We start from the raw sequence: 25,772 nt of genomic DNA on the forward strand, positions 1-25,772 counted from the left end.
TAGGTAAGTACGTAATCGCATATAAATGAGTTTCGTCTATTCTGGCTTCGTCGAAATGACGGCCAAGCATCCTCTTGGGCAGCCTCCAGAATTCAAAACTGGTGTAGCGTTTTCGCGGCAGGTTAGAGCGACGCTTGGGCGCTTTGTTGTTATTGTGCTGCCGGTGGCGATGGTGTGATTTAAACCTGTTCCAATCAATTGTGATTTTCCTTTGTGTCGCAAGTCGTTTAACTACAGAGGTTGAATATCAATGAAATACCCCGCGGGGAACACACGTAGATATTGCTTTTTCTTGCCATTCTGTTGCACGCCGTCATTTGCGGCTGCATGTTGATTAGCGCCTACACTTGATTGTTGCCGATGTAGCGGATCGAGTGCTTCTCGTCACGTAGCAGGGAGATGCTTTTGTCGCTGCCCAGGTCGATTTTCAGCAGGTGAAGGCTATTTTATTCCATCTTGGCGGCGTGCAGTGAGCAGCGCGAATCTGAGACGATCATCCCCTTCTGTGCCGTCAGACTGTGGTCTCTATGTTTCGATTTGGCAATGATACGGATCCGATGTTGTCGGAGGGTGGCCTTACAAGGTGTTGGTAGCGATATCGGTACGCTGAGCATGGTTAATGCGGTCTTGAGCACCTGACGTCGTCAGATCAGTCGATGGTTTCGTTATATTTTGCCCAGGAGTAGTTTGGTGCCGGTACTCAAAATTGCTCTATGGAAATTTTCCCGGGTTAACCGATCAATGCGCCTTGCTATGTACTATATACCCCAGTCTACAGCGCAGCGAGATCTGTCTTATTGATAGTACGCCTCCATTGAACCTCTAGGTTGGGGCAGCCTTCTAGCATCTCCACGACTAGCCGTCACCCTTGGGTTGACGGCTGTACTGTCCTTGGTGGTGCCGCTTCACCTTTGGTGATTCGTTCCTTGGCTAAACAGCATTTTGTTGATTGCATTGTTGCGATACGTCAGAGTGCGCAGTGCGTCGCAGACACGGCTAGCGTATTGAAGGTTTCAGCTTCTGAATGGACGATTTTACCTTAGAAATACAGAAAACCCTCCAAAAAACCGTAGGGATATAAGAGGCTAAAACGCTGTGATTCCGGTGATTAATCAAGAAAAACAAGGTATATCAGGCGATTTTAGGTTATCTGTCGCCCCGATGATGAATTGGACTGATCGCTATTGCCGCGTCTTCCATCGAGTGTTGGCCCCGTCGGCCCGTTTGTACACAGAGATGGTGCATGCCAAAGCAGTGATTTATGGTGATCGTGAGCGGTTATTGGGTTTTGCGTCGGTTGAGCAGCCGGTTGCGTTGCAATTGGGGGGGAGTGAGCCAGCATTGCTGGCAAAAGCAGCGAGCATTGCCGTAGATTGGGGGTACAGCGAGATCAATCTCAACTGTGGTTGTCCTTCTGATCGGGTTCAGGCTGGGTCCTTTGGTGCCTGTCTGATGCGTGAGCCTGCGTTAGTAGCCGATTGTGTGGCGGCGATGGCAGCCGTAGTTTCAGTTCCAGTAACAGTAAAATGTCGACTGGGGGTGAATGAAGATGATGATTACGGACGTTTTGCTAAGTTCGTTGACTGGGTGATCGGGGCGTCGAGTAGTAGGATGATTGTGGTACATGCACGTAATGCTTGGTTACAGGGACTTTCGCCTAAGGAAAATCGTGAAATACCACCGTTACGTTACGATTGGGTTTACCGTTTGAAGCGTGAGTGTCCTGAATTGGCAGTGGTACTGAATGGCGGTATCACTTCGGTTGAGGCTGGATTGGATCATCTGCTTATGGTCGATGGCGTGATGCTTGGCCGAGCCGCTTATCAGGATCCTTACATTCTGCACCAATTTTATTGTGCTTTATCTAATGCGCCGGTGCTACCGCGCGCGTTGCTGCTGCGTGCGTTGCGACCATATGTCGAGGCATGGTTGGAGCAAGGGGTGACGCTCAGGCACATTGTTCGCCATCTGCTTGGCCTATTTCATGGCCAGCCTGGCGGTCGTGTATTCCGCCAAGTTCTTACCCAAGGTGGGCAAAGATCGGATGCCGACTGGTCATTGGTGGAACAGGCACTATCAATAATTGAGGGTTAAGAAACATATGCTGCGGTAGTTTGATTAGAGCTTCTCCTCCAATAATATATGGGATTTTTGGCTATACGAATTGTCTTTAGGTTCTTAAATTGTATTATTTCATAATTATGAACGTGCTTAGATTGGTCTTGGAAAGTTCAGATATGATTCACTATTGAAAATAAATAATCTCCTTTAGTTTTAATGTGTTTTTTTATTTTTCTGAATGATCCAGAGGCATTTGTTAGGATCCCAGTGCTATGAAGGTTTTTTTCCGCTATTGCTGCCTTGCCGTAGTCATTTTTATGGCTTGCTTGGTTGCATACCCGGTATGTGCACAGGATCCGAGTAGTCATGCGGATGGCCATGGGCTGCTTCCCCGCAATGGTAGTAAAAACAACACTCTGTCAGATGCGATCCGACAGGTGCAGAGAACCACTGGTGGACAGATTCTTGGCGCAGAGCAGGTGCAGTTCGAGGGGCGTGATATTAAACGAATTAAATATATCGATAATACGGGTCGGGTGGGTGTATGTTACACGGGTGAGTCTTTACCAGCGTGCGAGTTCCCGCGCTCTTCACGCATGGACGTTGAGGTAAACGGATTACCACCACGTGCCGATAACCTTTAGATACGATAGATTTTGTGGCTTGCATTATATTTTTTAGTGTATTTACATTCCCACGGCCTCCCAGGCCACTAACGAAACTAGGGAGAGTTCATGCGTATCCTTTTGGTCGAAGATGAGGCCCCATTGCGTGAGACGCTGGCTGCGCGTTTGAAGCGTGAAGGTTTCGCGGTTGATGCCGCTCAGGATGGTGAAGAAGGTATTTACATGGGGCGTGAGGTGCCGTTCGATGTTGGTATTATTGATTTGGGCTTACCTAAGATGTCTGGTATGGATCTTGTCAAAGCTTTACGTGACGAAGGTAAGAAGTTTCCAGTCTTAATATTGACGGCGCGCTCTAGTTGGCAGAGTAAGGTTGAGGGGCTGAAGCAAGGAGCTGATGACTACTTGGTTAAGCCTTTCCATGTGGAGGAGTTGTTAGCACGCGTCAATGCTTTGCTGCGTAGGGCTGCTGGTTGGAGTAAGCCAACTCTTGAATGCGGTTCTGTAGCGCTTGACCTTGCTGCGCAGACGGTGAGCGTTAATGGGACCAATGTCGATCTTACCAGTTATGAGTACAAGGTGCTTGAATACTTGATGGTGCATGCTGGTGAATTGGTTTCTAAGGCTGATTTGACCGAGCATATTTATCAGCAGGATTTCGATCGTGATTCAAATGTGCTTGAGGTGTTTATCGGTCGCTTGCGTAAGAAGCTGGATGCAGATGGTGACCTGAAGCCGATTGAGACAGTGCGTGGTCGCGGGTATCGTTTCGCAATTGCCCGCAACGAAAATTAAGATCTGCTGTGCACCATGTTAATGGGGAAACAGCGCCTCTTGTCGCGTCTGTGGTGGTTAAATGGGTTCCAGCCACGTTCGCTTCAGGCGCGCCAATTGTTTGCTGCAAGCTTCAGTTTAGTTGCTTTCCTGGCGTTGGCTGGTTATGCGCTTGACGCGGCTTTCGCAGATACTGCTGAAAAGAATTTACGTGAGCGGTTGAAAGCCTACGCTACAGCATATGTCAGCAGCGTTGAGTTCCTGCGCGATGGATCATTATATATTAGTAGTGATCGTCCGCCACCTGACCCACACTTTGATGTGCCAGGCGGTGGATTGTATTCCGAAGTGATCTGGCCTGCCAATCGTTGGCGTTCGTTGTCATCCGAGGGGCCACTTCTTCCTCCGGTAGGTCCATTGCTTAAGGCTCGTCAGGAGGTCTTTGAAGGGCCGTTCGAAATGACCCAGGTTGATGGCAAGCTTGGGCGAGTGTATCGCTACGGTATGGGATTGATCTGGAACGGTACAGGTAATCCCAACGACGAGTTCCCTTATACGATTTACGTGATGGAGGATGAGGCTGCACTAGGTGCGCAGCTGCGTGTATTTCGCACGGCTGTCTGGTTCTATCTTGGTAGTGCTGGCATCGTACTATTACTGCTACAAGCCTTTATTTTGCAGTGGAGTTTGCGTCCAATAAGCCATGTCATTAACGAGTTGGCTAAAGTTCAACGTGGTCAAGCGCAGAGGATGAGCGAGCAACATCCGCCTGAGCTGGAACCACTCACCCAGAGTATCAACGCGTTTATTGAGAGCGAGCGTGAGAATCTTGATCGTCAACGTAACACTTTGGCTGATCTAGCGCATAGTTTGAAAACGCCACTTGCGGTATTACGCACCCAGTTGGATAGCGGTGCTAGTGAGAATGAGTTGCGCGAGGAATTGGACGTACAGTTGCGACGCATGAATAATTTGGTTTCTTACCAGCTTGCGCGCGCTGCTTCCAGTGGCCACAAACTTTTTTCTGCTCCGGTATTGATCAATTTTACAGCTGAAGAGATCGTACGTGGCCTGGAGAAGGTTTACGCTGCTAAGGGCGTGTTGTGCGAATTTGAGATTGATCCTAAGGCTTGTTTTTATGGTGAGCCTGGGGATTTGCAGGAACTGCTAGGAAATCTGTTGGAGAATGCTTTCAAGTGGGCCCTATCACGTGTGTTGTTAACTGCTAGCCCAGGTGAGCAGGTTGGTACCAGACGTCCTGGGTTGGTGTTGTCGGTTGAGGATAACGGGCCTGGCATCCCGCTTGAAGAGGTTAGCAAAATCTTACAGCGTGGTGTGCGTGGCGATGAACGTGTACACGGTCATGGTATCGGATTGTCAATCGTTCAGGACTTAGTTAAGGGTTATCGTGGCGAATTACAGGTGACTCGTTCGGACGAACTGGGCGGGGCTTGCTTTGAGGTGGTATTGCCTCCAGGGTTATAACAGTTTTTGTAACATGCTTTTCTGTAACGCTTTCTTATATTGTTTGTTACATGAAGATTTTTAATGTAGCAATTATCAATTAATTTATATGCGTATAATTTTAATAATAGGATTTTTCATATTAATACCTAGTTTGTGTTAAAATTGTGTTTCGCTTTGATGAAGGTGATATGTAAATTTCTTTCCGAGGAAATTACACTTTTTTTATTCAGAATTCATTATCTCAGAGAAGAAAATATAAAGTGAATTGAAGTTTCTTGAAAATTAATAGTTGGATGTGTTGTGATTTTTCAATGTTTCGAGCATTATCATACTTAAACAGTGGTAGTGCATTTTTATTTTTTTTTAGGTTGATATCTGTCTTTTTTTCGCAAGCATTTCCGATGTAATTAGATAATTGCATAAAAAATATTTAATTAATTTCACTCGCTGTTTTATATAATATATGCCTCATTTTGTTGTGTGCTGATTCTGATTTTCATGAGGCGATCATGTATAATTTTTACATTCTGATGTGCACTTGAGTAGATGATATTCATAAAACCTCAATATTTCTAAACTGGGCGGTATTAATCCCGTTAAGTTGTAATGGTCGTGATAAAGTATATAGGGTATGGATATTAATATTGAATTATTTTAATGGGTTTACGTTGAATTTTTAAGAAGTATTAAGGGGTATCAGTATTTAGATGGATATATTTTGGGTTGGGTCTTTTATTTACATTTGAGTGGTTAAATTATTTTTTCCTGTGATGTGTGTATTTTCCCGATCTTATCCTGATTTATTCAACAGTTATGTCACAGCAACTATCATCAGAGGTGGCAGGGTTGAGAGTCAATGATTCGATTGTTATACGATTTCTTTTTTCCCAATTTGTGTACGTCAAAATGGCGGCTTTAAAAAAAATTATATCGGTGATTTTCAACAGTGTTAATGGAAGGTTGCACTGACGGAGCATCGTTTCAGTCTTTTAATTTTCTATCATCTTTTTCTATCATCTTTAAAGATGATCTCAGTACAGTATACTCACCCTTTATTTTGGTTTTCGTATGACATTAATGGGGGAATTAAGGAAATAACTCCGCTTGCTGTATCAGGTTCGCTCAGTGTCCTTTTCTCATTGGCTTGGCTTAGATCGTGGAGTCAAAGATGCTTGATTGAAATGAACAATACAGATTGGTTGCATTGAGCGTATCATAGATGCTTACTTATCTTTTCATTCGAATTAAGGGATATAGACCTGATGTCCAGCTACCTTTTTACATCCGAATCGGTTTCGGAAGGCCATCCGGATAAGGTTGCCGACCAAATTTCTGACGCAGTGCTCGATGCGATCTTGGTTCAGGATCCGCGTGCCCGTGTTGCTTGCGAGACAATGGTTAAGACTGGTGTAGCGATCATCGCTGGTGAAATTACTACAAGTGCCTGGGTTGATCTGGAAGCGTTAACCCGTAAAGTGATTGTTGACATCGGCTATAACAGTTCCGACGTTGGTTTCGATGGTGCTACTTGCGGCGTGTTGAACTTAATTGGTAAGCAGTCCCCAGATATTAATCAGGGAGTGGATCGTAAAAAGGCTGAGGAACAGGGAGCTGGTGATCAGGGCTTGATGTTCGGATATGCCACCAACGAAACTGATAGCTATATGCCAGCGGCAATTCACATATCACACCGGCTAGTTGAGCAGCAAGCAAAAATTCGTAAAAAAAGCAACTCGCTATTGCCGTGGTTACGTCCGGATGCTAAGGCTCAGATTACTTTGCGTTATGAGGACGGTGTGGCCAGTGCGATTGATGCTGTTGTGCTATCAACCCAGCACGATCCTGGTATCAAACAGAAGGATCTTGTTGAAGCAGTGCGTGAGGAAATTCTCAAGCCTGTGTTGCCTTCCAAGTGGTTGCACAAAGGAACCAAATTCCACATTAATCCAACGGGTAAATTTGTGATTGGTGGTCCGGTGGGCGATTGTGGTCTGACTGGCCGCAAGATCATTGTTGACACGTATGGCGGTTCAGCCCGTCATGGCGGCGGTGCTTTCTCTGGTAAAGATCCATCAAAAGTAGATCGTTCGGCTTCTTATGCTGTCCGTTATGTTGCTAAAAACGTGGTTGCTGCTGGTTTAGCTGATCGTTGCGAAGTGCAGGTATCCTATGCAATTGGTGTGGCTGAGCCTATTTCTATCTCAGTGACTACTTTTGGTACAGGTAAGATACCCGATGATAAAATCGAGAAACTAATCTGCCAGCATTTTGATCTTCGTCCCTATGGCATTATCAAAATGTTAGATTTGATTCATCCGATATATCAACCGAGTGCTAGTTACGGTCATTTTGGCCGTAAGCCGAGAGAGTTGGCTTACACCAACAGCAACGGTGAACGTGTGGTTGCCACTGCTTTCTCGTGGGAGAAAATCGATAAGGCAGAAGTACTCCGTGCTGATGCTAAACTGGAGTAGGTCTTTTTTCCATCAATAGCGAGTGATGAGCAAACATAATCCGTTTATAAGTTTGGCTGCCCCGGATGGATTCGAACCAACGAATGTCTGAGTCAGAGTCAGATGCCTTACCACTTGGCTACGGGGCAATAGGGGTGGGGATTATCCTAGAATTACGATTTTCTGCCAACGTTTGGTGGCTATGGGTGGACTCGAACCACCGACCCCAGCATTATGAGTGCTGTGCTCTAACCTGCTGAGCTACATAGCCTAAACAGCGGATAATTATCAATTTTTTGATTCTAGTTCGTCAAGCTGCGTGTGCCGCTACTTGGCAGAACCCTAGAGTCATGGCAGAGTCGACCACAGTAAATTTTTTCAGGAGTCCGCATCGTGATCGATCCGGACGGTTACCGACCTAACGTTGGTATTGTGTTGATCCGTAGGGATGGGCAGGTGTTCTGGGGACGTCGCGTCCGCCGTGATGGTTGGCAGTTCCCACAAGGCGGCATGCATTCTGACGAAACTCCAGTTGAAGCTATGTACCGTGAGTTGAATGAAGAGACTGGATTGTTGCCAGAGCACGTGCAATTAGTTGGTGCTACGCCAGGCTGGCTGCGTTATCGATTGCCGAGTCAAGCCGTACGCTGCAATCGATCCCAGATGTGTATCGGCCAAAAGCAGGTCTGGTTCCTGCTGCAACTGATAGGTGATGAATCGCATGTACAACTCGACCAGAGTGAGAATCCCGAGTTTGATCATTGGCGTTGGGTGAGTTTTTGGTACCCAATTGAGCATGTCGTCATGTTTAAGCGCAGTGTTTATGCGCGTGCGTTGTGCCAGTTAGCATCACTGGCGCAGCAGGTGGTCGGTCTTGAGGTAGGGACGATGCCGCAGTACGTACAGGATATTTGTTTGCTTAATGTTGGATACAAGCATTTACCTAATTGGGTGAGTCGGTATTGATGTAAGCGGATAGGATATTAGTAACGATTAATTTTTGTAATTGACATTCATTCTCATCTTGTGGTTGAATGGTTATGTCCCACTTAGGGATGCCACTACCTTATGCCGCGCGTGTACATTTGCATCTGTAACGCTGTCACTGATGATCATATTTATGAGGTTGCTGCCAGTTGTGCCGATCTTGCCGAGCTGACCATGCGTACTGGCTGTGGTTCCAATTGCGGCTCTTGCTTGAATGCGGCTGCTGAGCTTCTCGTTAAAGCGCGTGCCGCTTGTGTTATGCCGCAATCAGCGTTGCTTAATTTGGGAACGATGTGCAACAGGTAATCGTAATGAGCACGATTTTCGTTCCTTCATCGGTAGATCAAGGCAGCTACAGTACCTAGAATTTTCTACCGGAGATGTTGTATGAAGGGAGACCCTAAGGTTATCGAATATCTTAATAAGGTGCTCTACAAAGAGCTTACTGCCATCAATCAATATTTCTTGCATGCGAAGATGTTGAAGAATTGGGGGCTGGCGGGGCTTGCTGAGCACGAGTACAAAGAATCGATTGATGAAATGAAACACGCTGATCGGCTATCTGACCGGATACTCTTTCTGGATGGTTTGCCTAATTTTCAGGCGTTGGGTAAGTTGCGTATCGGCGAAAGTCCAACCGAGATATTTAGTGGCGATTTGGCATTGGAGCAGGAGGCAGTTGCATTACTCCGTGAGGCGATTTCTTACACTGAATCGGTACAGGATTATGTCAGCCGGGAGCTGTTGGTCGATATTCTCAACTCTGAAGAAGAGCATATTGATTGGCTTCAAATGCAATTAGATATTGTCAAGCGAATTGGGGAGCCCAATTACCTGCTTACAAAGTTGTAAAACTTGATTATTCAGTGCTAGATCGGTGTGCAATCTTCAGGCCCCAAGCTGATTTCACGCGCTCATGCTCTGTGAATAAAAGTGCCGCCATCGTATCGGCTAACTTAGTGTCTCCGCTATGTGCGGCCGATTCGATGCGTCGCGCTGCATCTGAGAGTGCGAGTGCGCCGACATTAGCACTAGAGGATTTTAGTGTGTCTGCTGCTTGGCTCAGTAGGTTGGCTTGTTACCGTGCGACGCTCTCCTGTAGCTGGGTGACCAGTTTAGCTGCATCTCCTTTAAAATAGATCGAGATGAGTGTTGGTATGGCCCTTGTCCGGTGCTGTAACGTTTGCGTTACTGTTAGTTTAGTTTCATGAGAAACAAGCTTTATTGCGTAGGTGGAAAGAGTTCCAGTGTGTCTTACGGTGATCGTAGCGGAAGAGGGAGAACGCCAGCGGTGTAGACAGGCTTCTGTTTCCTTGGGTGAGATAGGTTTTGACAGATAGTCGTCCATTTTTGTTTCCGGACAGCGTTCGCGATCATCTGTGATGGCGAGCAGTCAGCGCCACGATTGGTAGAAGTGGATTCTCTGGGTTCTCTTGGATTACGCCAGTAGCGGGTTGTTGTGCAGTCCATGAATACTAAATCGTAATGAATACTTTGCCTACTTTGCCTACTTTGCAGGGCAGCTTTACCGTGCACAGCACTATCAAGATTTTCTGTACCACTGTTAAGTCGACTGGATTATCTTCGACCAACAAGATGCGCGCTTCACAACGTGGAAATGGTGCCTATATATTGTCATTAGCGATAGTTGTCTCAGGTTTGGCTTGGACGTGGTCGTCTTGATTAAGCACCGCCAGCAGGGACATCTGGCGCTAGACGTGACACTTGTTGGCCGTGTAAAAGCAATTCTTCACTCATGGTTTATTCGCCATGCAGCTAGACCATCCATGGCGGCTCCCCTTTTTTGGGGGAGTTGTACTGCATGATGTAGCGCGCGCGCGTTGTAGCGAACACTGAGCTAATCAACGACGATCACATCTAAGCGTAACAGAGTGTTTGTTTGACGTAGCTGTTCCATGGCTTCTTCAGTAAAAACTACATCCGTGTTGTGTGCTTCCAGAAGTTGTGACACGCGTTGCCTTAGGGGTGAGTCGCAGCAGAGCAGCAGTGCACGTTGGGCCGATATTGGTATCAAGGTTTAATTCACGAGCTGCCTTCAGTAGTGGGATTTCGAACCATAACGTGGAGCCGACGCCACGTTGCGATTCTATTACGATTCGCCCACTCATTTTGCCAAGCCAGGCCAGGCCAAGACAAGACAAGACAAGACAAGACAAGACAAGCGCTGTGCTCTCGTATAGGCGTGTGGTTTAAGTGTCAGCTTGGCTGAACGAAGAGAACAGTCGTATTTGCTGTTCGGAAGAAATACAGATACCGGTATCGTGCACTTCGAAACACACGCATGTGATGCGTGCCGTTCTCGCCAATTAGACTTAACTTTACGTTGATACGGTCACGTTCTGTGAATTTGATGGCGTTGCCCATCAGTTTGCTAAGTGCTTGGCGCAACCTTACTTGATCACCGCGCACTAACAGGTGGACTGTGGACTCGATGGATAATTTCGAGTGCTAGACGTTTGGTTTCGGAAAGACGCCGCATTAGCTGTGTCACACCTTCGAGTAACTCACGCAAGTTGAATGTGGTGATTTCCAATTTGAGTTTGTTTGCTTCACACCTGCAATAGTCCAAGTTGTCGTCGACGATATGCAGCAGTTACAGTGTGTTCTCAGTTACGTTTTGCAATAAATCTCGTTGTTCGTGTTCGATGTTGTTCTCAGCGATGACTTCAAGTATTGGGATGATGCTATTTGAGTGGGGTGCGCGGATCTCGTGGTTCATCGCTGCCAAGAATTCGCCCTTGGCTAATACAGATGTTTCTGTAATGTGTTTGACCGTTACTAACTCTTGTTTGAGTTTGCTATGTTGCTCCAGTTCCTGTTGCCTGCGATCACGCTCAGCCTCCGCATGTTGACCAAGCCATCAACAGCTAGGTGTAGATGCCTAACCTGGCGTGTGGAGAGTAATATCCTGCCAATTAGGAGCACATACGTAGTGGCTAGTGGCGATGATGCCGAAAACGAGCCGAGGTAGTGCAGCGTAGGCATCAGCTAAACAATAAATAAAGACGGTCGTTACAATTGCAGTGCCTGTGATTTTGGTTAGCCAGCTCCAAGTTCGGCTCTGAAGCCTCTGAGTCATTCCCTCAGAGCACCATGTCGTGAAAGTTGAAGTTAAGATCTTTGCTGACATTCTGGAACAGATTACCTTGTATCAAGTCGACTCCGTTCATCCACATAAACGTAGCGGCTTGCGCGTCTTCGATACATTGTCCAATAACATGCAAGTTGTGTTCATGCGCTTGTTCAATGAGTAGTGGGAGCTCTTTTTGCCGTTCTGGGTGGTTGTGTGCGTCCCCAAAATGCTGAGATAGACGTACGAAATTGAGTGGTAATTCGCTAAACAAAACAGTGGCTTCTGAGTTCGATTCGAATTGGCTTAGACAGAACTTTACGTTGTGTTTCAGTAGTTCTTTGCAGAGCTGTTTGAGGGGGATGGCGTGAATAACTGCGTCTTGCAAACGCAAATCGATCACCAGTCCCGTACCGTTGACATTACGCTCCCGTAGATTTTTGATGATCCAATCAGAAAAACCTTCATGTATTAGTGTGCGTACCGATTGCGATACAAAAAGCCGCAGTTGCTGATTGGTGTCCTGGTGTAGTTTCAGTATGTCCAATGCTTGTTCTATGACTTGCTGATCCAGTTCCATGATGCGACCTGCTGCCTCCGCAGCAGGGATGACCAGACCAGCTGACAGTAAGTTGCCGTCTGCCTTGCGCAGACGCAGTAGTACTTGGTATTGCGCAGTATCGCTTCCAGCTACTTCGACAATGGGTTGGTAGGCCAATTCTAACTGACCATCAAGTAACGCTAAGTGCCCGGTATTCTCCGGTGTTCGCAATGGTACGTAGGCGTATATGCCTTCGTTGTTTTGGCGTGCTTCTAGGGTGGCACTCTCAGTACACTCCACTGCATCGTCGGCGTTTTTAAAGCCTTGATTCAGCGGGGCATAGCCGATTGCACTGCGTAGATGTACTAATTCATCGTCCTGTATTGGCAGTGGTAGCGTGGCCAGATGCTCACGTAGGTGTGTGGCAAGAGCTTGATGTTCAGTTGCTGCCAAGTCTATAGCAAGAAGCAGAAAGCTATGATCGCTGATGCGTGCGAGTGAATATGGATGTGCTTCTTGCGCCAAATGGTATTCAACTTGGTTCATCAGTCGCTCGAAAGCAGTGTAACCATAGCGCGTGCGTAGGTTCAGTGCGCTGCTCACTTCGATAAAGAACAAAGCACCTTGCGCGCCACTGCTAAGAGCCACTTCTAGCTGTTCCACTATATGTATACGAGTTTGAAGCTCGGTGATGGAGGTCTTCTGGATGTTTATCTGGGTATCGGCCTGTTGTGCGTTTTGCTGCTGCTGGCGCAGCCTGTGCATCCTATTAGAAACTGCGGCAATGAGGTGGCGCGGTTGGATTGGCTTAGTTAAGAAATCATCGGCACCACTATCAAGTACCTCAAACTGCTTTTCCGGATCGGTGTCGCCGCTCAGAAACACGATTGGTAATAGCAGTTGATTTGGTTGCTGGCGTATCAATGTGGTTAGACTGATCCCATCCAGCTCCGGCATGTTCAAATCCATCAAAATCAAGTCTGGGCGGTAATCTTCGATCACTTTTAGCACCTCGGATGCAGACATCTCTATCTGAGCATGTATGCCAGCACCTTGAAGCACACTTTGTGCGAACAACGCCTGTGAACGGTCGTCTTCAACGATCAAGATGCGGTACTGAGTATCGTCGGTGGTCACGTTGTCATACGCCTTTGAAATTGTGGTAAATCGCACTTTTTTTGTGGAATTTGTTCCAACTTGGATTGCTAGTGGCCCAGTAGTGTGTATTTGGTCGGCATAGCATGGGCTGTAAGACAACCTTCAGGGTGATGGAGACCGTGTCTTGTTGGTTCATGACGACTTACTCTGGAATTGAAATAATGTGGTTTCTTCTCTTTAGATTACTTGCTGTGATGTATTCATCTTGCCGCACACTTTTCCAGAACGTGTGTGCTATCCATTTAGACTAGTAACATGCTGGATAGTGTGGTCTCGGCTATTTTTTATAGTCAACCAAGTATTGGTCAGAGTTTTAATGATAATCCTGAGTAGCAATGCGGCTGCAACGCCACACCATTCATGCTGAAACGAAGTAACCCCCAATTGAATAATTGGTTTAGGTAAGTGTTTTTGGATGAAAACCTACCAGTCTTTATCTTCAACGCATGTCTCATCATCCGTAATATTTAATATTTAATAAATGGATATTATGAATAATATTTGTTACGTCAAAATCATTAATTAATGTATTTTTTATTTATTTTTTAATTCGTAAGTCCGGAGGTGTGCTTGTGCTTCAAAGTCATTGCTCAAAGAATAACTCAAAGAATAATGAATAACTTGAATTTACACTAGAGACCAACCGCAATGTCGCCTAGATATGATGCAGAGCAGTAATCTCCAAAGTGATGTTCAAATTATAGCGATTGTATAGTTTCCAGTGTCGGTCATCTTTTGATCCAATGAACGATGAAGGCATCTGATGAGCAGCATGTGGATTTTTGTCAGCGATAGTCTGCCGGTGAATGGCTCACTACATATTGTTTAATCTGGAAGATGCATTAATTGAAGTGTTATGCCATCGCATCAGCGTGTGTTGGCTTAAACTATGCCTCCAGGGTTTCCTGCTTTCCTCAGAGATACACTGCAGATGCAGCGACCAATCTTTCATCGTACTTTATCTATCGTTTCGTCTCAGCGCAGCAACATGTCTTTGCGTTGGATCCTGTTGGTGGTGTTTTGGTTGGTTTCATTAGCTTTGACATGGGGGGTGGCCAGCCATTCAGTCGTACCACATTTGGCTGAGACCGAGGCACAACTGCGACAGTCACGCCAGATCCAAGCTTCTCAGACGCATCAGATCCAAAAATTGCAGCAACGCCAGATCAATCTTGAGATATCCGATCAAATCAGCCGCGCAGCTAATGTCGATATCCAATCATTGCTTGCAGAACGTGACGAACAGATTGCTGCGTTACGTGCTGACGTAGCGTTTTACGAGCGGCTAGTTGGCGCGACTGCGCAGCGCAAAGGGTTGAATACACATTCGATTGAGTTTGTGCGAAAGCCCAGCGGGGTTTGGGATTACAATGTAGTACTGACACAGAATCTCAATCGTGGTGCAATAAGCCAGGGCCAGTTACGTTTCTCTGTAGATGGTGTCCGTGTAGGCAAGCTGACCACGATAAGCTGGAACGATTTGCACCAGAAAACCGATGTCCCGGGACAGCCTTATTCATTCCGTTATTTCCAGCAGTTGCAAGGCAGTGTGATGTTGCCGCTGGATTTCACCCCACAGCGTGTAAAAATATCCCTTGTTGGTCAAGGAATGTCTGTTACACAAACTTTCGATTGGAAGCTTGCCGCTAACAGTATTGGAGAATAGTATGTTTGGAAATAAGTCCAACCGTAGTGATCGTAATGTCGTCGATACTTTGATTGGTCCGCAAGCAGTGATAACTGGTGATATCAGCTTCAGCGGAGTTTTATATGTGGAAGGGAATATATTTGGCAAAGTGATTGCCGATGAAGGCGTATCAGCAACCTTAGTCGTTGCCGAAAAGGGGCGGATTGATGGCGAAGTCCGCGCCCCGGTGATTGTGATCAATGGCAGGCTTGATGGCGATGTTTATGCGGCTGATCGAGTTGAGCTGGGCGGCGGCGCGTGCGTCCATGGCAATGTGCATTACAAAGTTGTGGAGATGCGTGTTGGTGCGCAGTTGACTGGAAGCTTGATACATACTAATAACCAAGCTGCCTTGCCGCCTCCAGATGAACCCTTGTCAACGCTGGAATTAGAGACATCTGTTGCAGCAGGTCCTTGATTCGCCCTTCCTTTGACCTCATGCAGGCTATAGTATGACTATGCTCATTTCTTTGCCCACGGCACCATCAGTGCCTAACTATCAGTCGCTGGAGCGTCCATTGAATTTCACTATGGCTGCAGCAGCCAAAGTCCGTGAATTGATACAGGAAGAGAACAACGCCGATTTGGCGTTGCGTGTTTACATCCAGGGTGGGGGGTGTTCTGGTTTCCAGTACGGCTTTGAGTTTGACGAAAATCGCGCTGATGATGATTTAGCGTTGGAGACAGATGGTGTTGTGTTATTGGTTGATCCACTCAGTCTGCAGTATCTGTTAGGTGCAGAGGTCGACTACACTGAGAGCCTCACTGGTGCTAAGTTTGTGATTCGAAATCCCAATGCTAAGACTACCTGTGGTTGTGGCAGTAGTTTCAGTGTTTGACGTGCTTAAGATTTCTCGGTCTCAGTATTAGTTCGGTTGGCAAGGGGGCCTTGCTTATACGGCTCAAACCCGCCCATTGACAAAGTCTGATATCAGTGTTTTCCCATCTGCTTTGGTGGGTTCATCAAGCTAAGTGCGATAGTGATGGCTAGGATGGCGATGACCATCCCAAGTGAGACTAGTACTGGAATCTTGTACAGGTCGATGATGACCATCTTGATGCCGATAAAGATTAGGATCACTGCTAGCCCGTACGGTAACAGGTGGAAGCGATCGGCCATCCCGGCCAATAGGAAGAACATGGCACGCAGGCCCAGCACTGCGAACACGTTGGAGGTGAGCACAATGAATGGATCTGTCGTGATCGCGAAGATGGCCGGAATACTGTCAACTGCAAAGATCACATCAATCACTGCGATTAGTATCAGGACCACGAAAAATGGAGTGAACCAGCGTTTACCGTCACGGACCACGCTTAGCGCATTGCCTGCATAATCAGGACTCAGGCGCAGGTGATTGCGCATCCAGCGCAGTATGGGGTTAGTTTCCAGCTCCGGTTCTTTACCAGCGGAAAACCACATTTTCACCCCGGTCAGCAGCAGAAATACGCCGAACACGTACAACAACCAGTGGAATTTGGTCAGTAGCAGTGAGCCAGCGAAAATCATCAATCCACGCAGTATGAGCGCGCCGAGTACACCGATGATCAGCACACGTTGACGTTGTTCCTCTGGAACAGCGAAGTAGCTCATCAGCATCAAAAACACGAAAATATTGTCCACTGCTAATGACTTTTCGACTAAGTAGCCGGTGAGGAACTCAATGCTGACTCGGTTGGCGATGCTTGGATCAGCGGTGCTTTGCAAGTACCACCATAGTCCGACATTGAACAGCAGTGCGAGGAGCACCCAACCGATGCTCCACCAGGCGGCTTCCTTAAACGTGACTTTATGTGGTCCGCCGTGGCGCATCAGGATCAGATCGACCAACAGAGCTGCTATCACCACGATTGCGAATCCGCTCCACAACCAGGGATTGCCAATGGTTTGCATGTGAGTCTCCGGGGAAATGAAGAAGGGCTTGGAGCTGCAGGGTGGGGCACTGATATACGGAAAGCTCCTTGTGATCCGGATATAGATTTTTGCCCGCGTGGGGAAGGTATTGTTCGCAGTTGGCCAAAGTGCCGTTACAGCGCCCCCGCTGTTGACGGTGACTAACGTGTAGGATCTATCCCCCTTTATAAAACCAATTTAGCGGGCAGAGTGTAAGCACGTCAACCAAGCCGAACAACTACAATACCCCAATGTCTAGAGATCTCCCTGTTATCCGTCTTAAGAATGCTTGGCGTTCTAGCCACCCATGGCTGTTCCAAAAGCTCCTGGAAAAACCTTCCGTCCGTCTGAAACCAGGCACTATTGTCGACGTCGTCGGCGTCGATGGAGAATGGGTTGGCCGTGGTTTCTACAATGGCCATTCGCGTATTGCGGTGCGCATTTTGGAAACCCGCCAAGATGTGGTGGTGGATGAAGCGTGGTTCGTGCGTAGGATTGCCGAAGCTGTTGGTTTACGCCGCGAGGTACTGAAGTTGGATGCAGTGTCTGATGCTTGGCGCGTGGTACACAGCGAGGGTGACGGCCTGTCCGGTTTAGTGGTGGACCGTTACGGTGACTTACTGGTCGTGCAATTCTTCGCTGCAGGTATGTTCCGTCATCGAGAGTGGATCTACACCGCGTTACGCCAGCAGTTCCCAGGCGCTCGCTTCCACAGCTTCGCTGACGAACATGTTCAGAAGCAGGAGAGCTTCGACTTTCACAGCACGATTGATACTGAATCGGCGGTGATCACCGAGCATGGTGTCAAGTTTCTTGTTGACCCGATGGGTGCACATAAGACCGGCTTCTTTGCCGATCAGCGCGAGAACCGCCAGTGGTTGAGCCAAGGTGTTGCAGGCAAGACCGTCTTGGACCTGTGCTGCAATACCGGAGGATTTGCGGTCTATGCTGCTTTACGCGGTGCGGCGGATGTAGTGGGTGTGGACATTGACCAAGATGTCATTCAGATCGCCAAAGCCAATGCAAAGCTTAACAGCGTCCGCCCCAAATTCTTGCAGACCGACATCTTTCCGTATCTGCGTGATGCCGCCGTACGTGGTGACCAGTACGACGTGGTGATCCTCGACCCTGCCAAAATGACCCGCGACCGTGATCAGATCATCAACGCCCTGAAGAAATATCTAGACATGAATAAGCTGGCCTTGGGCGTAGTCAAAAAGGGAGGCTTGTTTGCCACCTTTTCTTGTACTGGCTTGATTAGCGAAGAGCAGTTCCTAGAGATGCTGCGTCGCGCGGCATTCTATTCCGGCCGTACCATCCAAATTCTCAAAGTGGCTGGCGCTGGTCCTGATCATCCGTTCATGGCGCATGTACAAGAATCGCGTTACCTCAAAGCGACGTTTTGCCGCGTCCTGGATTGAGGGGTGAATTGCAAGACATTGCTTTAAAAAGCGTGGTTCTACGCAACTATTGAGTGCTTCAGTTGCTGCGTGGGCGACGTAGCTTGATCCTGTAGGCGATTGCTGCATACAAGTGTCCACGCGCACTAATACGGCTGTCCTTGAAGAGCACGCCTCAAGGCTGCTGGCTTAAATTGGAAGAAGCATCAGCGAAGCCAGCATCATTTACAGCCCTTGCACCGTCTTGCTTAGGGCCATCGCATCCACCGTGAAAGAATTCAGGTGAGCTGGCAGTACGTCCATGCTCACCGGTATCTCATCAGCGAGTGTCACCCGTCGTGTTTGCATCCATAACGTCGCGTACTCATTAATCTGTTGACTGTTGGGTTATCTTGGCGTGTCGATGCTTACCGCCTTTGATAGCAGGCTGGTGTGGCGCCCATAGACCAGATACACACACAATCCCAGTGCGTTCCACAGCAGAAAAAGGTATTGTGTCATCTTTGGTAGACTCCAGAACAGATACAAACAACCAGCAATTGCGATTGGCCCGACGACCCAAGCCAGTGGTGTACGGAATGCACGCACGCGCTGTGGTTCACGTACCCGCAGTACCAGCAGGCATAAAGCTACTGCGATGAACGCAGTCAGCGTGCCAGCATTAGCCAGCGCGGCAATCTCGCCCAATGGCACCAACCCTGCTGCCGTTGCGACGAGAACTGCGGTGAACAGTGTCGTGGCGATCGGTGTTCCTGTGCGTGCATTCACCGTCGACAATCCACGTGGCAGCAGCCCATCCCGAGACATCACGAACAAAATGCGGCTTTGTCCATATAAAAAGGCTAACAGTACAGTGGGTAGCGCGATAATCGCAGCTGCTCCGATGAGCCTGGCGGTGTTGCCTTGGTCAAGTTGCCGCAGAATCAGCGCCAGCGGTTCAGTACTGGGACCGAACACGGTGTAGTGCATTGCACCGATCGCAGCTAGTGCCACTAATACGTAAATTAAGGTGCATCCGATCATAGAACCGATGATGCCGATGGACAGATCGCGGCTTGGATTCTTAGTTTCCTCGGCTGCGGTGGAGATTGCATCGAAACCATAGAAAGCAAAAAAAATGATTGCTGCAGCGGCCATCACCCCGCGTTCCACACCTCCGGTGTCGATTGACTTGATAAACCCATAGGGCATGAATGGTTTCAGATGAGCCATATCAAAATGTGGTAGCGCGATCACGACGAACACAGAGAGCGCAATGATCTTAACCACCACCAGAACCGCGTTGAGTGTGGTGCTTTCTTTTGTGCCGACGATCAGCAGTCCAGCCACAACGCAGGTGATCACTGCCGCTGGAAGATTGATTATCCCGCCAGCATACGGTCCGGCGGTGAGCGCCAGCGGCATATCGACCCCTACGCTCTTGAGAAACCCAGTCATGTACCCGGACCATCCCACCGCAACAGTGCTGACCACCAGTGAGTACTCTAAGATGAGACTCCACCCCACGATCCAGGCAATCCCCTCACCGAGGGCCACATAGCTGTACGTATAAGTGCTGCCTGCCACTGGCATCATTGTCGCCATCTCGGCATATGCCAGCGCTGCGCAGGCACAGATGACCCCAGCGATGACGAATGAGAGGAGGACTGCTGGCCCCGCTTTTTCTGCCCCGACCCCGATTAAGGTGTAGATCCCAGTGCCAACGATTGCACCAATCCCAAATGCGATCAGATGTGGCCAGCTCAGTGTAGGGACCAGGCGTCGTCCTTCTTCATGCACGGTGATTAGATCAATGGACTTGCGCTTTAGAAACGATGGCAAGAATGACATTACGAGTCTCGATGAGTGAAGAAAACCACACGGATATGACACATGTGGCGTAATAAAGAGTCTCACTAAAATTGAAATTTGTTTCAATTAGATGTGATTCATGTTGAGTGCATGGGTGGTCACGATCCAATCTATATTTGCTGTGAAACTTCCAATACCTTGCTAAGCGCTCACCACACAATGGTATCAATGCGTGACATGGATCATGGGCAACATTATTGCTTGAGGGGGCAGCGTGGATGCAGTCAAAGTCAACACGTGGTTGGTTTGTATTGGAGAGATGATGGTCACTCTCATGACATGAAATAGTTCAACAATGCTTGCTGCATTAAAGAGAGCATTGTAATGTTGGTGACTGTCCTGTTGACCTGTTTTGCTTGTTTGGCCTATCGTGCTCAGCGTTTAGAATCCTCTGAATACACAGGCACCCTTCTCGTCGATTTCGATGCAGCGCATGACCCGGCGGACCATTTGATTTAACGCTGATTCCGTTTGTTATGGATTGATGTCCCGCGAGCGGCGCAAGCAGCCTTTTTGCTTTAATACGTTTCCTCTGTGTTGATCGCTTGTTTCTGGATCTTCAAAGAATTACCTGTCTTGCGGATGCTGTTTTCGTCCTCGGAGATCGCGCATGTTACTCAAGCCTCATATGCTATTGCCTTTTCTTTGAGGTTTTATATCGGCTGCCGCGCTTTGGTTTGAATCTGTCTGCGTGCTGTTTTTTCCGTCCATGGAAATCAGGAGGTTCTGCATGGCGTTCCTTTCTCAAAACCGCCCTGTCCATCCTGCCGTAGCCTCGTTGGTGCGAGCGCAATTACCTAACGTCTATGATTTAGTGGCGTTGGCGTTGATATTGCTCCTAGGGATTGCCTTGTTGCATGGTGCCGAAGGCGCAAGCGCGCCGTTGAGCGCGTTGCCGGTGGAAGCTGTGTCGTTGGATCCAACACACCTGCCTGAGTATGGGTTGCGTACCACCTTGCGGATGTTTGCGGCGATGACGGCCTCACTGCTGTTTACCTTCGTGGTTGCCACGTTGGCTGCCAAGAGTCAGCGTGCTGAACGACTGATTGTTCCAGCCTTGGATGTCTTGCAGTCGGTGCCGGTCCTAGGGTTCCTGACATTTACTGTGACGTTCTTTCTCGGACTGTTCCCGGGTAGCCAACTGGGTGCCGAATGTGCCTCGGTATTCGCATTATTTACCAGTCAGGCATGGAACATGGCGTTCTCGTTCTACCAGTCATTACGTACTGTGCCACGCGATTTGCAAGAAGTCAGTCGTGGCTTTGGTTTCTCCGCTTGGTTGCGTTTTTGGCGATTGGAGGTCCCGTTCGCGATGCCTGGACTCATCTGGAACATGATGATGTCCATGTCAGGGGGATGGTTCTTCGTGGTGGCCTCCGAAGCGATTACGGTTGGTGATACCACAGTGACGCTTCCTGGTATTGGTTCCTACTTGGCGTTGGCGATCGCACATCAGCAGTTTGGTGCAGTTGCCTGGGCGGTGGCTGCGATGGCATTGCTCATCTTGCTTTACGACCAGCTGCTGTTCCGCCCGATTGTGGTTTGGGCCGATAAGTTCCGGGTTGAGCTGACGGCTGGTCGTCAGATACCCAGATCCTGGGTTTACGATCTGATTTGCCGTACCAGACTGCTAAAGCGCTTAGTTGCACCTCTCACTCGGCTTTGGCAGCGAGTGCTTATCCTACGTTGGACCAAGCGCAATAGAGTGACAGTGCTGCCTGTGTCGCCCCGGGCGGGTAGCGTGCGTGGAGATCGATTATGGCGGGTGGTTTTGTTTGCTGTGGCTGCCGCTTGCATCTATTTTGTGTTCAATAGCCTATGGCAGACACTGGACGTAGAAGATCTTACAGCTGCATTGGGTGGCGCTTTGGCGACATTACTCAGGGTGGTCGTATTGATTGCCTTGGCCTCGCTGATTTGGGTACCGATTGGAGTGTGGATTGGATTGCGTCCGGTGCTCGCACAGCGGGTCCAGCCCTTGGTACAGTTTTTGGCTGCCTTCCCCGCTAACGTACTATTCCCGTTTGCGGTGGTCGCGATTGTGAGCACGGGTGCGAATCCGAATATTTGGTTGTCGCCACTCATGGTGCTGGGTACCCAGTGGTACATCCTGTTCAACGTGATTGCTGGAGCGAGCGCGTTTCCGACTGACCTGAAAGAGGCGGCCCAGGTGTATCGCTTGCGTTCGTGGACCTGGTGGCGCCGGGTGATGTTACCTGGGATCTTCCCCTATTATCTGACCGGCGCGTTGACGGCTTCAGGTGGCTCTTGGAACGCCAGTATCGTTGCCGAACTGGTCAGTTGGGGACACCAGCATCTGCAAGCCTATGGCCTGGGGTCTTATATCGCCAGTGCGACGGAGGCCGGTGACTACCCCCGCGTACTCCTTGGAGTGGTGGTGATGTCGCTGTTTGTCACCGTGTTTAACCGTACCTTGTGGCGTCGCTTATTTGTCTTTGCTGAGCGCCGTTTACGTTTGGATTGACTCTTTTATCCTGCTTTTTATTTTTTCCACTGGAGTGCATCAATGAACCTGTCCGATGTCTCTCAGAAAAGCCCCTTGGTGAGCGTGCGAGGGGTTTGTAAGACTTACGACAAAGGAGCTGCCGCCTCGTTGGTGGTCTTAGAGGATGTCGACCTGAGCTTATATTCGGGGGAAATTGTCGGTTTACTCGGACGATCAGGTTCAGGTAAATCCACCTTGTTACGCGCCATTGCAGGGCTGTTGCAGCCTACGATGGGTGAAATTGCCTACCGTGATGGTGGACCGGATGGGTTGGCGATGGTGTTTCAGAGTTTTGCGTTGTTTCCGTGGTTGACCGTACAGCAGAACGTGGAAGTTGGTCTTGAGGCACGGGGTGTGCTGCCGGAGGAGCGGCGGCGGCGAGCTTTGGCGGCAATTGACTTGATTGGTATGGATGGTTACGAAAACGCCTATCCAAAGGAGTTATCCGGTGGCATGCGTCAGCGCGTGGGCTTGGCACGTGCATTGGTGGTCCATCCTAAGTTGTTATTGATGGACGAACCGTTCTCGGCGTTGGATGTGCTGACCGCCGAAACGTTGCGCACAGATTTACTCGACCTGTGGAGCGAGGGACGGATGCCAATTGAGTCGATCCTCATGGTGACCCATAACATTGAGGAGGCGGTGTTGATGTGTGACCGCATTATGATCTTCGGTTCCAATCCTGGGAGAGTGATCGGTGAGATTGCGGTGGCGTTGCCACAACCACGTAACCGCTTGGATCCGGCGTTCCGTGTTCTGGTGGAGGACATCTATGCGCGCATGACGGTACGTTCGTTAGCGCCTGCGCGTGAAGGCAATTTCCCGGGGACCGGTATCGGTATGGTCTTACCCCAAGTTTCGTCGAACTTGTTAGCCGGCTTACTCGAAACAGTCGCGGCTGAACCCTATAACGGTCAAGCCGACTTGCCGCCACTGGCGGCTAGTCTGCAATTGGAAATCGATGATTTATTTCCGATTGCTGAGACCTTGCAATTGCTGCGTTTGGCTGAACTTGAATCGGGAGATCTGCGTCTGACGGTGGTTGGGCAACGTTTTGTCGATGGTGATACCGACGAGCGTAAACGGTTGTTCTGTCAGCAGTTGGCGACGTATGTCCCGCTCGCTGTTCACATCCGCCGTGTCCTTGATGACCGCGTGAGTCATCAAGCACCGTTGAGCCGTTTTAGCGATGAGTTAGAGGATTACATGTCCGAAGCTAGCGCCGCACAGACGCTCAAGGCCGTGATCAGCTGGTCGCGTTATGCCGAATACTTTGCTTACGATGAGCAAGCCGGGTTGCTTACCCTGGAAAATCCGAGTTGAACCGAGAGAACATGCGGCGCTCGTAGCCGCCCTTGTACTGCCATTTGTGCGTTGAATCAATTGGGCATCATTGGGCTGCCACGTACTGTTTTGTTTGCTGTACGTAAACAGCCTATGGTTTTGATTTGGTGCTAGATAGTGAGAACCTTGGATTTTGGTTATTGATTCTTGCAGGTGTTGCTTTGGCCACCTCTTGCCCTGAATATCCAGTGTGCCCTTCGGATGGCTTCGGTATTGGTCATCATCTGCTGACTTGGACGCGCATCAGGGTGCGGTGATGCATCCTTCAAAGGATGGAAAAACTTGCCATTTCCTCTCTTCTGGATACGCTGCTGTGTCGTTTTATGGTGAAACGATCGGGAGACATCCCGTTACACTGCACACATGCAACCTGATTTTCTGATTCTTGGATGTCTTCTTTGTATTGTCCTGGTTCTGCAGATTCTTGCTTTACTGCGGAGATCCGACCATACCGCGCTCGATCATGTATTGCGGGAGGAACACCGTGTTGGCCGTGCCGAATTGCGTGAGCAGCTTGAGACCCTGGAGCGGCAACAGGAAGTGCGTCTGGCAAGTTTTGCACGCTCCCTCACCGATCTGGTTGCTCGTATTGATCAACGTTTGGATCAGCTGACTGCCTCACTGGGCGAAGACGCGCGGAAGGGACGTCAAGAAGCAAGTGAAGGGCAACAACGTTTCGCAGATGCCCTTGGACAGCGCCTGACGGAGCTGACACAGCGTAACGCCCAGTCCATCAATGAGATGCGTACCACTTTGGAGCAGCAACTACATGTGCTGCGAGCCGACAATGCGCAACAGCTCGAGCAGATACGTACGATCGTTGATGAGAAGCTTCAAACGACCCTGAATACCCGTCTGGATTCATCCTTTAAATTGGTTTCCGAGCGTCTAGAACAGGTACAGCGTGGTCTTGGCGAGATGCAACAATTGGCAACTGGCGTGGGTGATCTCAAGCGTGTCTTGACGCATGTGAAGAGCCGCGGTACTTGGGGGGAGGTCCAACTGGATAACATTCTCGACCAAACGCTCACTCAGGAGCAGTACGCGCGTGGTGTGCGTGTTTGCCCGGATGCCAGCGAAATTGTCGATTTTGCAGTGCGCTTGCCTGGGCGTGGTCAATACGAAGCCCCTGTATGGTTGCCGATCGACGTGAAATGCCCGAAGGAAGATTATGAACGTTTGCTTGATGCTCAGGAGCAAGCAGACCAAGAGTTGGTGCGTACGATGGGGGTGCAATTGGAGCGTGCGATTAAAATCCAAGCCAAGTCGATTCGTGACAAGTACATCGTTCCACCGCATACCACGGATTTCGCCGTGATGTTCCTGCCGACCGAGGGCCTGTATGCCGAAACGATCCGCCGTCCTGGTTTGGCCGATGTGTTACAGCGTGAGTATCGCGTTGTGGTGGCGGGCCCGACCACGGTAACGGCGCTGCTCAATAGCTTGCAAATGGGGTTTCGTACATTGGCGATCGAGCAGCGTTCCAGTGAGGTGTGGAGCTTACTGGGAGCGGTGAAAAGCGAGTTCGGAAAATTTGCCGGTATCCTTGAAAAAGCAGAAAAACAGATCAACACCGTCGGCAAGAGCCTCGGTGAGGCTGGCCGTAAAACCCGTACCATTGAGCGCCGCCTGAGAGGCGTGGAGTCATTGTCACAAGAGCAGACGCAAGTGCTATTGGATGGCTTGGATGTGGATACAGCTGAAAGTGACGTCGACTCGGATGCTTCGTTCTGAACTTGTGTTTCAGTGTGTGTAGTCATGCTGCGCTTGGCGAGCATCTTGCATGACGCTGTTATCCATGTGACATCGCATCCGATCAGCGAATCTTGAAGTTCCTTCAGTCAGCAAGCGGTTCTTGGTCACTCTGCTGGTCAACCGTATTGATTTTCAAGCTCGCCTTGACCGCGTAGTACGCAGATCTTTAGGCCAGTCTTGTAT

The 25,772-nt window shown here is 49.0% G+C and carries 22 protein-coding genes and 2 tRNA genes; 17 read left to right on the forward strand and 7 right to left on the reverse strand.

Features of this window, described 5'->3' with window-relative positions:
* Positions 1–25: 25 nt before the first annotated feature.
* From F7G16_RS03570 to metK, 6 genes are all read left to right on the forward strand, one after another.
* On the forward strand, positions 26–178 hold the full coding sequence (locus F7G16_RS03570) for a hypothetical protein (protein ID WP_155115079.1): 153 nt from the start codon (positions 26–28) through the stop codon (positions 176–178).
* 917 nt (positions 179–1,095) lie between these two features.
* On the forward strand, positions 1,096–2,094 hold the full coding sequence (dusA, locus tag F7G16_RS03575) for a tRNA dihydrouridine(20/20a) synthase DusA (RefSeq protein WP_011098205.1): 999 nt from the start codon (positions 1,096–1,098) through the stop codon (positions 2,092–2,094).
* A 239-nt stretch (positions 2,095–2,333) separates the two neighbouring features.
* Positions 2,334–2,705 carry a hypothetical protein gene (locus F7G16_RS03580; RefSeq protein ID WP_011098204.1) on the forward strand — a complete coding sequence of 124 codons (372 nt, stop codon included), beginning with the start codon at positions 2,334–2,336 and terminating at the stop codon, positions 2,703–2,705.
* Between the two features lie 90 nt (positions 2,706–2,795).
* A complete protein-coding gene (locus F7G16_RS03585) occupies positions 2,796–3,479 on the forward strand; it encodes a response regulator transcription factor (RefSeq protein ID WP_004083627.1) in 684 nt (227 codons plus the stop codon).
* A 21-nt stretch (positions 3,480–3,500) separates the two neighbouring features.
* Entirely contained in the window at positions 3,501–4,943 is a 1,443-nt protein-coding gene (locus F7G16_RS03590; RefSeq protein ID WP_014607440.1) for an ATP-binding protein, read from the forward strand.
* 1,244 nt (positions 4,944–6,187) lie between these two features.
* Complete coding sequence (gene metK, locus F7G16_RS03595) at positions 6,188–7,399, forward strand: methionine adenosyltransferase (RefSeq protein ID WP_004089874.1); 1,212 nt, start codon at positions 6,188–6,190, stop codon at positions 7,397–7,399.
* Between the two features lie 53 nt (positions 7,400–7,452).
* On the opposite strand, the gene F7G16_RS03600 is transcribed toward metK, so the two are convergent.
* Positions 7,453–7,527 (reverse strand) — tRNA-Gln (locus F7G16_RS03600).
* 45 nt (positions 7,528–7,572) lie between these two features.
* Positions 7,573–7,649: transfer RNA gene (locus F7G16_RS03605), tRNA-Met, on the reverse strand.
* Positions 7,650–7,771: 122 nt separating this feature from the next.
* On the opposite strand from F7G16_RS03605, the gene F7G16_RS03610 reads away from it, so the two are divergent.
* From F7G16_RS03610 to bfr, 3 genes are all read left to right on the forward strand, one after another.
* Positions 7,772–8,344 carry an RNA pyrophosphohydrolase gene (locus F7G16_RS03610; protein ID WP_004089873.1) on the forward strand — a complete coding sequence of 191 codons (573 nt, stop codon included), beginning with the start codon at positions 7,772–7,774 and terminating at the stop codon, positions 8,342–8,344.
* Positions 8,345–8,455: 111 nt separating this feature from the next.
* Positions 8,456–8,671 (forward strand): (2Fe-2S)-binding protein, encoded by a 216-nt coding sequence (locus F7G16_RS03615; RefSeq protein WP_027700186.1) that lies wholly within the window; start codon positions 8,456–8,458, stop codon positions 8,669–8,671.
* 81 nt (positions 8,672–8,752) lie between these two features.
* Positions 8,753–9,217, forward strand: a complete 465-nt coding sequence (gene bfr, locus F7G16_RS03620) for a bacterioferritin (protein WP_004089871.1) — start codon at positions 8,753–8,755, stop codon at positions 9,215–9,217.
* 7 nt (positions 9,218–9,224) lie between these two features.
* On the opposite strand, the gene F7G16_RS12705 is transcribed toward bfr, so the two are convergent.
* The 3 genes from F7G16_RS12705 to F7G16_RS03630 all read right to left on the reverse strand — a co-directional run bounded on the left by F7G16_RS12705 (position 9,225) and on the right by F7G16_RS03630 (position 13,170).
* Positions 9,225–9,431 (reverse strand): Hpt domain-containing protein, encoded by a 207-nt coding sequence (locus F7G16_RS12705; protein ID WP_080502621.1) that lies wholly within the window; start codon positions 9,429–9,431, stop codon positions 9,225–9,227.
* A gap of 1,548 nt (positions 9,432–10,979) precedes the next feature.
* Complete coding sequence (locus F7G16_RS12510) at positions 10,980–11,105, reverse strand: hypothetical protein (RefSeq protein WP_262363347.1); 126 nt, start codon at positions 11,103–11,105, stop codon at positions 10,980–10,982.
* Positions 11,106–11,469: 364 nt separating this feature from the next.
* Positions 11,470–13,170, reverse strand: a complete 1,701-nt coding sequence (locus F7G16_RS03630; RefSeq protein ID WP_011098203.1) for an EAL domain-containing protein — start codon at positions 13,168–13,170, stop codon at positions 11,470–11,472.
* A gap of 973 nt (positions 13,171–14,143) precedes the next feature.
* Between F7G16_RS03630 and F7G16_RS03635 the strand changes: the two genes are divergently transcribed.
* Genes F7G16_RS03635 through erpA form a run of 3 tightly spaced genes read left to right on the forward strand, consistent with a single transcriptional unit; the run spans position 14,144 to position 15,681 of the window.
* Positions 14,144–14,821: a DUF6776 family protein gene (locus F7G16_RS03635; RefSeq protein ID WP_014607439.1), complete on the forward strand. Its 678-nt coding sequence runs from the start codon at positions 14,144–14,146 to the stop codon at positions 14,819–14,821.
* A 1-nt stretch (position 14,822) separates the two neighbouring features.
* Entirely contained in the window at positions 14,823–15,260 is a 438-nt protein-coding gene (locus tag F7G16_RS03640; protein WP_004083618.1) for a bactofilin family protein, read from the forward strand.
* Positions 15,261–15,294: 34 nt separating this feature from the next.
* Positions 15,295–15,681, forward strand: a complete 387-nt coding sequence (gene erpA / locus F7G16_RS03645; RefSeq protein ID WP_010892935.1) for an iron-sulfur cluster insertion protein ErpA — start codon at positions 15,295–15,297, stop codon at positions 15,679–15,681.
* Between the two features lie 92 nt (positions 15,682–15,773).
* On the opposite strand, the gene F7G16_RS03650 is transcribed toward erpA, so the two are convergent.
* Positions 15,774–16,733 carry a TerC family protein gene (locus tag F7G16_RS03650; RefSeq protein WP_004089855.1) on the reverse strand — a complete coding sequence of 320 codons (960 nt, stop codon included), beginning with the start codon at positions 16,731–16,733 and terminating at the stop codon, positions 15,774–15,776.
* A gap of 251 nt (positions 16,734–16,984) precedes the next feature.
* Here F7G16_RS03650 and F7G16_RS03655 point away from each other — a divergent pair, with 251 nt between their 5' ends.
* A complete protein-coding gene (locus tag F7G16_RS03655) occupies positions 16,985–18,154 on the forward strand; it encodes a class I SAM-dependent rRNA methyltransferase (RefSeq protein WP_004089851.1) in 1,170 nt (389 codons plus the stop codon).
* Positions 18,155–18,520: 366 nt separating this feature from the next.
* Here F7G16_RS03655 and F7G16_RS03660 read toward each other — a convergent pair whose 3' ends face one another.
* Entirely contained in the window at positions 18,521–19,954 is a 1,434-nt protein-coding gene (locus F7G16_RS03660; protein WP_172632662.1) for an amino acid permease, read from the reverse strand.
* 354 nt (positions 19,955–20,308) lie between these two features.
* On the opposite strand from F7G16_RS03660, the gene F7G16_RS12515 reads away from it, so the two are divergent.
* The 4 genes from F7G16_RS12515 to F7G16_RS03675 all read left to right on the forward strand — a co-directional run bounded on the left by F7G16_RS12515 (position 20,309) and on the right by F7G16_RS03675 (position 25,568).
* Complete coding sequence (locus tag F7G16_RS12515; protein ID WP_012382720.1) at positions 20,309–20,443, forward strand: hypothetical protein; 135 nt, start codon at positions 20,309–20,311, stop codon at positions 20,441–20,443.
* Positions 20,444–20,714: 271 nt separating this feature from the next.
* Positions 20,715–22,469: an ABC transporter permease gene (locus tag F7G16_RS03665; RefSeq protein ID WP_004089849.1), complete on the forward strand. Its 1,755-nt coding sequence runs from the start codon at positions 20,715–20,717 to the stop codon at positions 22,467–22,469.
* A 42-nt stretch (positions 22,470–22,511) separates the two neighbouring features.
* Complete coding sequence (locus tag F7G16_RS03670) at positions 22,512–23,813, forward strand: ABC transporter ATP-binding protein (RefSeq protein ID WP_004089848.1); 1,302 nt, start codon at positions 22,512–22,514, stop codon at positions 23,811–23,813.
* A 384-nt stretch (positions 23,814–24,197) separates the two neighbouring features.
* The gene (locus tag F7G16_RS03675) at positions 24,198–25,568 is read left to right on the forward strand and encodes a DNA recombination protein RmuC (protein ID WP_004089847.1); all 1,371 of its coding nucleotides are present in this window, start codon (positions 24,198–24,200) and stop codon (positions 25,566–25,568) included.
* Positions 25,569–25,772: the final 204 nt, after the last annotated feature.

This window comes from Xylella fastidiosa (assembly GCF_011801475.1).
In the GTDB taxonomy this organism is placed as follows: Bacteria; Pseudomonadota; Gammaproteobacteria; order Xanthomonadales; family Xanthomonadaceae; genus Xylella; species Xylella fastidiosa.

Excerpts from the sequence above, each read along its gene's own strand:
- F7G16_RS03570 (WP_155115079.1), top strand. The coding sequence starts at position 26 with ATGAGTTTCGTCTATTCTGGCTTCGTCGAAATGACGGCCAAGCATCCT.
- F7G16_RS03580 (WP_011098204.1), top strand. The coding sequence starts at position 2,334 with ATGAAGGTTTTTTTCCGCTATTGCTGCCTTGCCGTAGTCATTTTTATG.
- F7G16_RS03585 (WP_004083627.1), top strand. The coding sequence starts at position 2,796 with ATGCGTATCCTTTTGGTCGAAGATGAGGCCCCATTGCGTGAGACGCTG.
- F7G16_RS03590 (WP_014607440.1), top strand. The coding sequence starts at position 3,501 with ATGGGGAAACAGCGCCTCTTGTCGCGTCTGTGGTGGTTAAATGGGTTC.
- metK (WP_004089874.1), top strand. The coding sequence starts at position 6,188 with ATGTCCAGCTACCTTTTTACATCCGAATCGGTTTCGGAAGGCCATCCG.
- bfr (WP_004089871.1), top strand. The coding sequence starts at position 8,753 with ATGAAGGGAGACCCTAAGGTTATCGAATATCTTAATAAGGTGCTCTAC.
- F7G16_RS12510 (WP_262363347.1), bottom strand. The coding sequence starts at position 11,105 with ATGAACCACGAGATCCGCGCACCCCACTCAAATAGCATCATCCCAATA.
- F7G16_RS03635 (WP_014607439.1), top strand. The coding sequence starts at position 14,144 with ATGTCTTTGCGTTGGATCCTGTTGGTGGTGTTTTGGTTGGTTTCATTA.
- F7G16_RS03640 (WP_004083618.1), top strand. The coding sequence starts at position 14,823 with ATGTTTGGAAATAAGTCCAACCGTAGTGATCGTAATGTCGTCGATACT.
- erpA (WP_010892935.1), top strand. The coding sequence starts at position 15,295 with ATGACTATGCTCATTTCTTTGCCCACGGCACCATCAGTGCCTAACTAT.
- F7G16_RS03650 (WP_004089855.1), bottom strand. The coding sequence starts at position 16,733 with ATGCAAACCATTGGCAATCCCTGGTTGTGGAGCGGATTCGCAATCGTG.
- F7G16_RS03655 (WP_004089851.1), top strand. The coding sequence starts at position 16,985 with ATGTCTAGAGATCTCCCTGTTATCCGTCTTAAGAATGCTTGGCGTTCT.
- F7G16_RS12515 (WP_012382720.1), top strand. The coding sequence starts at position 20,309 with ATGTTGGTGACTGTCCTGTTGACCTGTTTTGCTTGTTTGGCCTATCGT.
- F7G16_RS03665 (WP_004089849.1), top strand. The coding sequence starts at position 20,715 with ATGGCGTTCCTTTCTCAAAACCGCCCTGTCCATCCTGCCGTAGCCTCG.
- F7G16_RS03670 (WP_004089848.1), top strand. The coding sequence starts at position 22,512 with ATGAACCTGTCCGATGTCTCTCAGAAAAGCCCCTTGGTGAGCGTGCGA.
- F7G16_RS03675 (WP_004089847.1), top strand. The coding sequence starts at position 24,198 with ATGCAACCTGATTTTCTGATTCTTGGATGTCTTCTTTGTATTGTCCTG.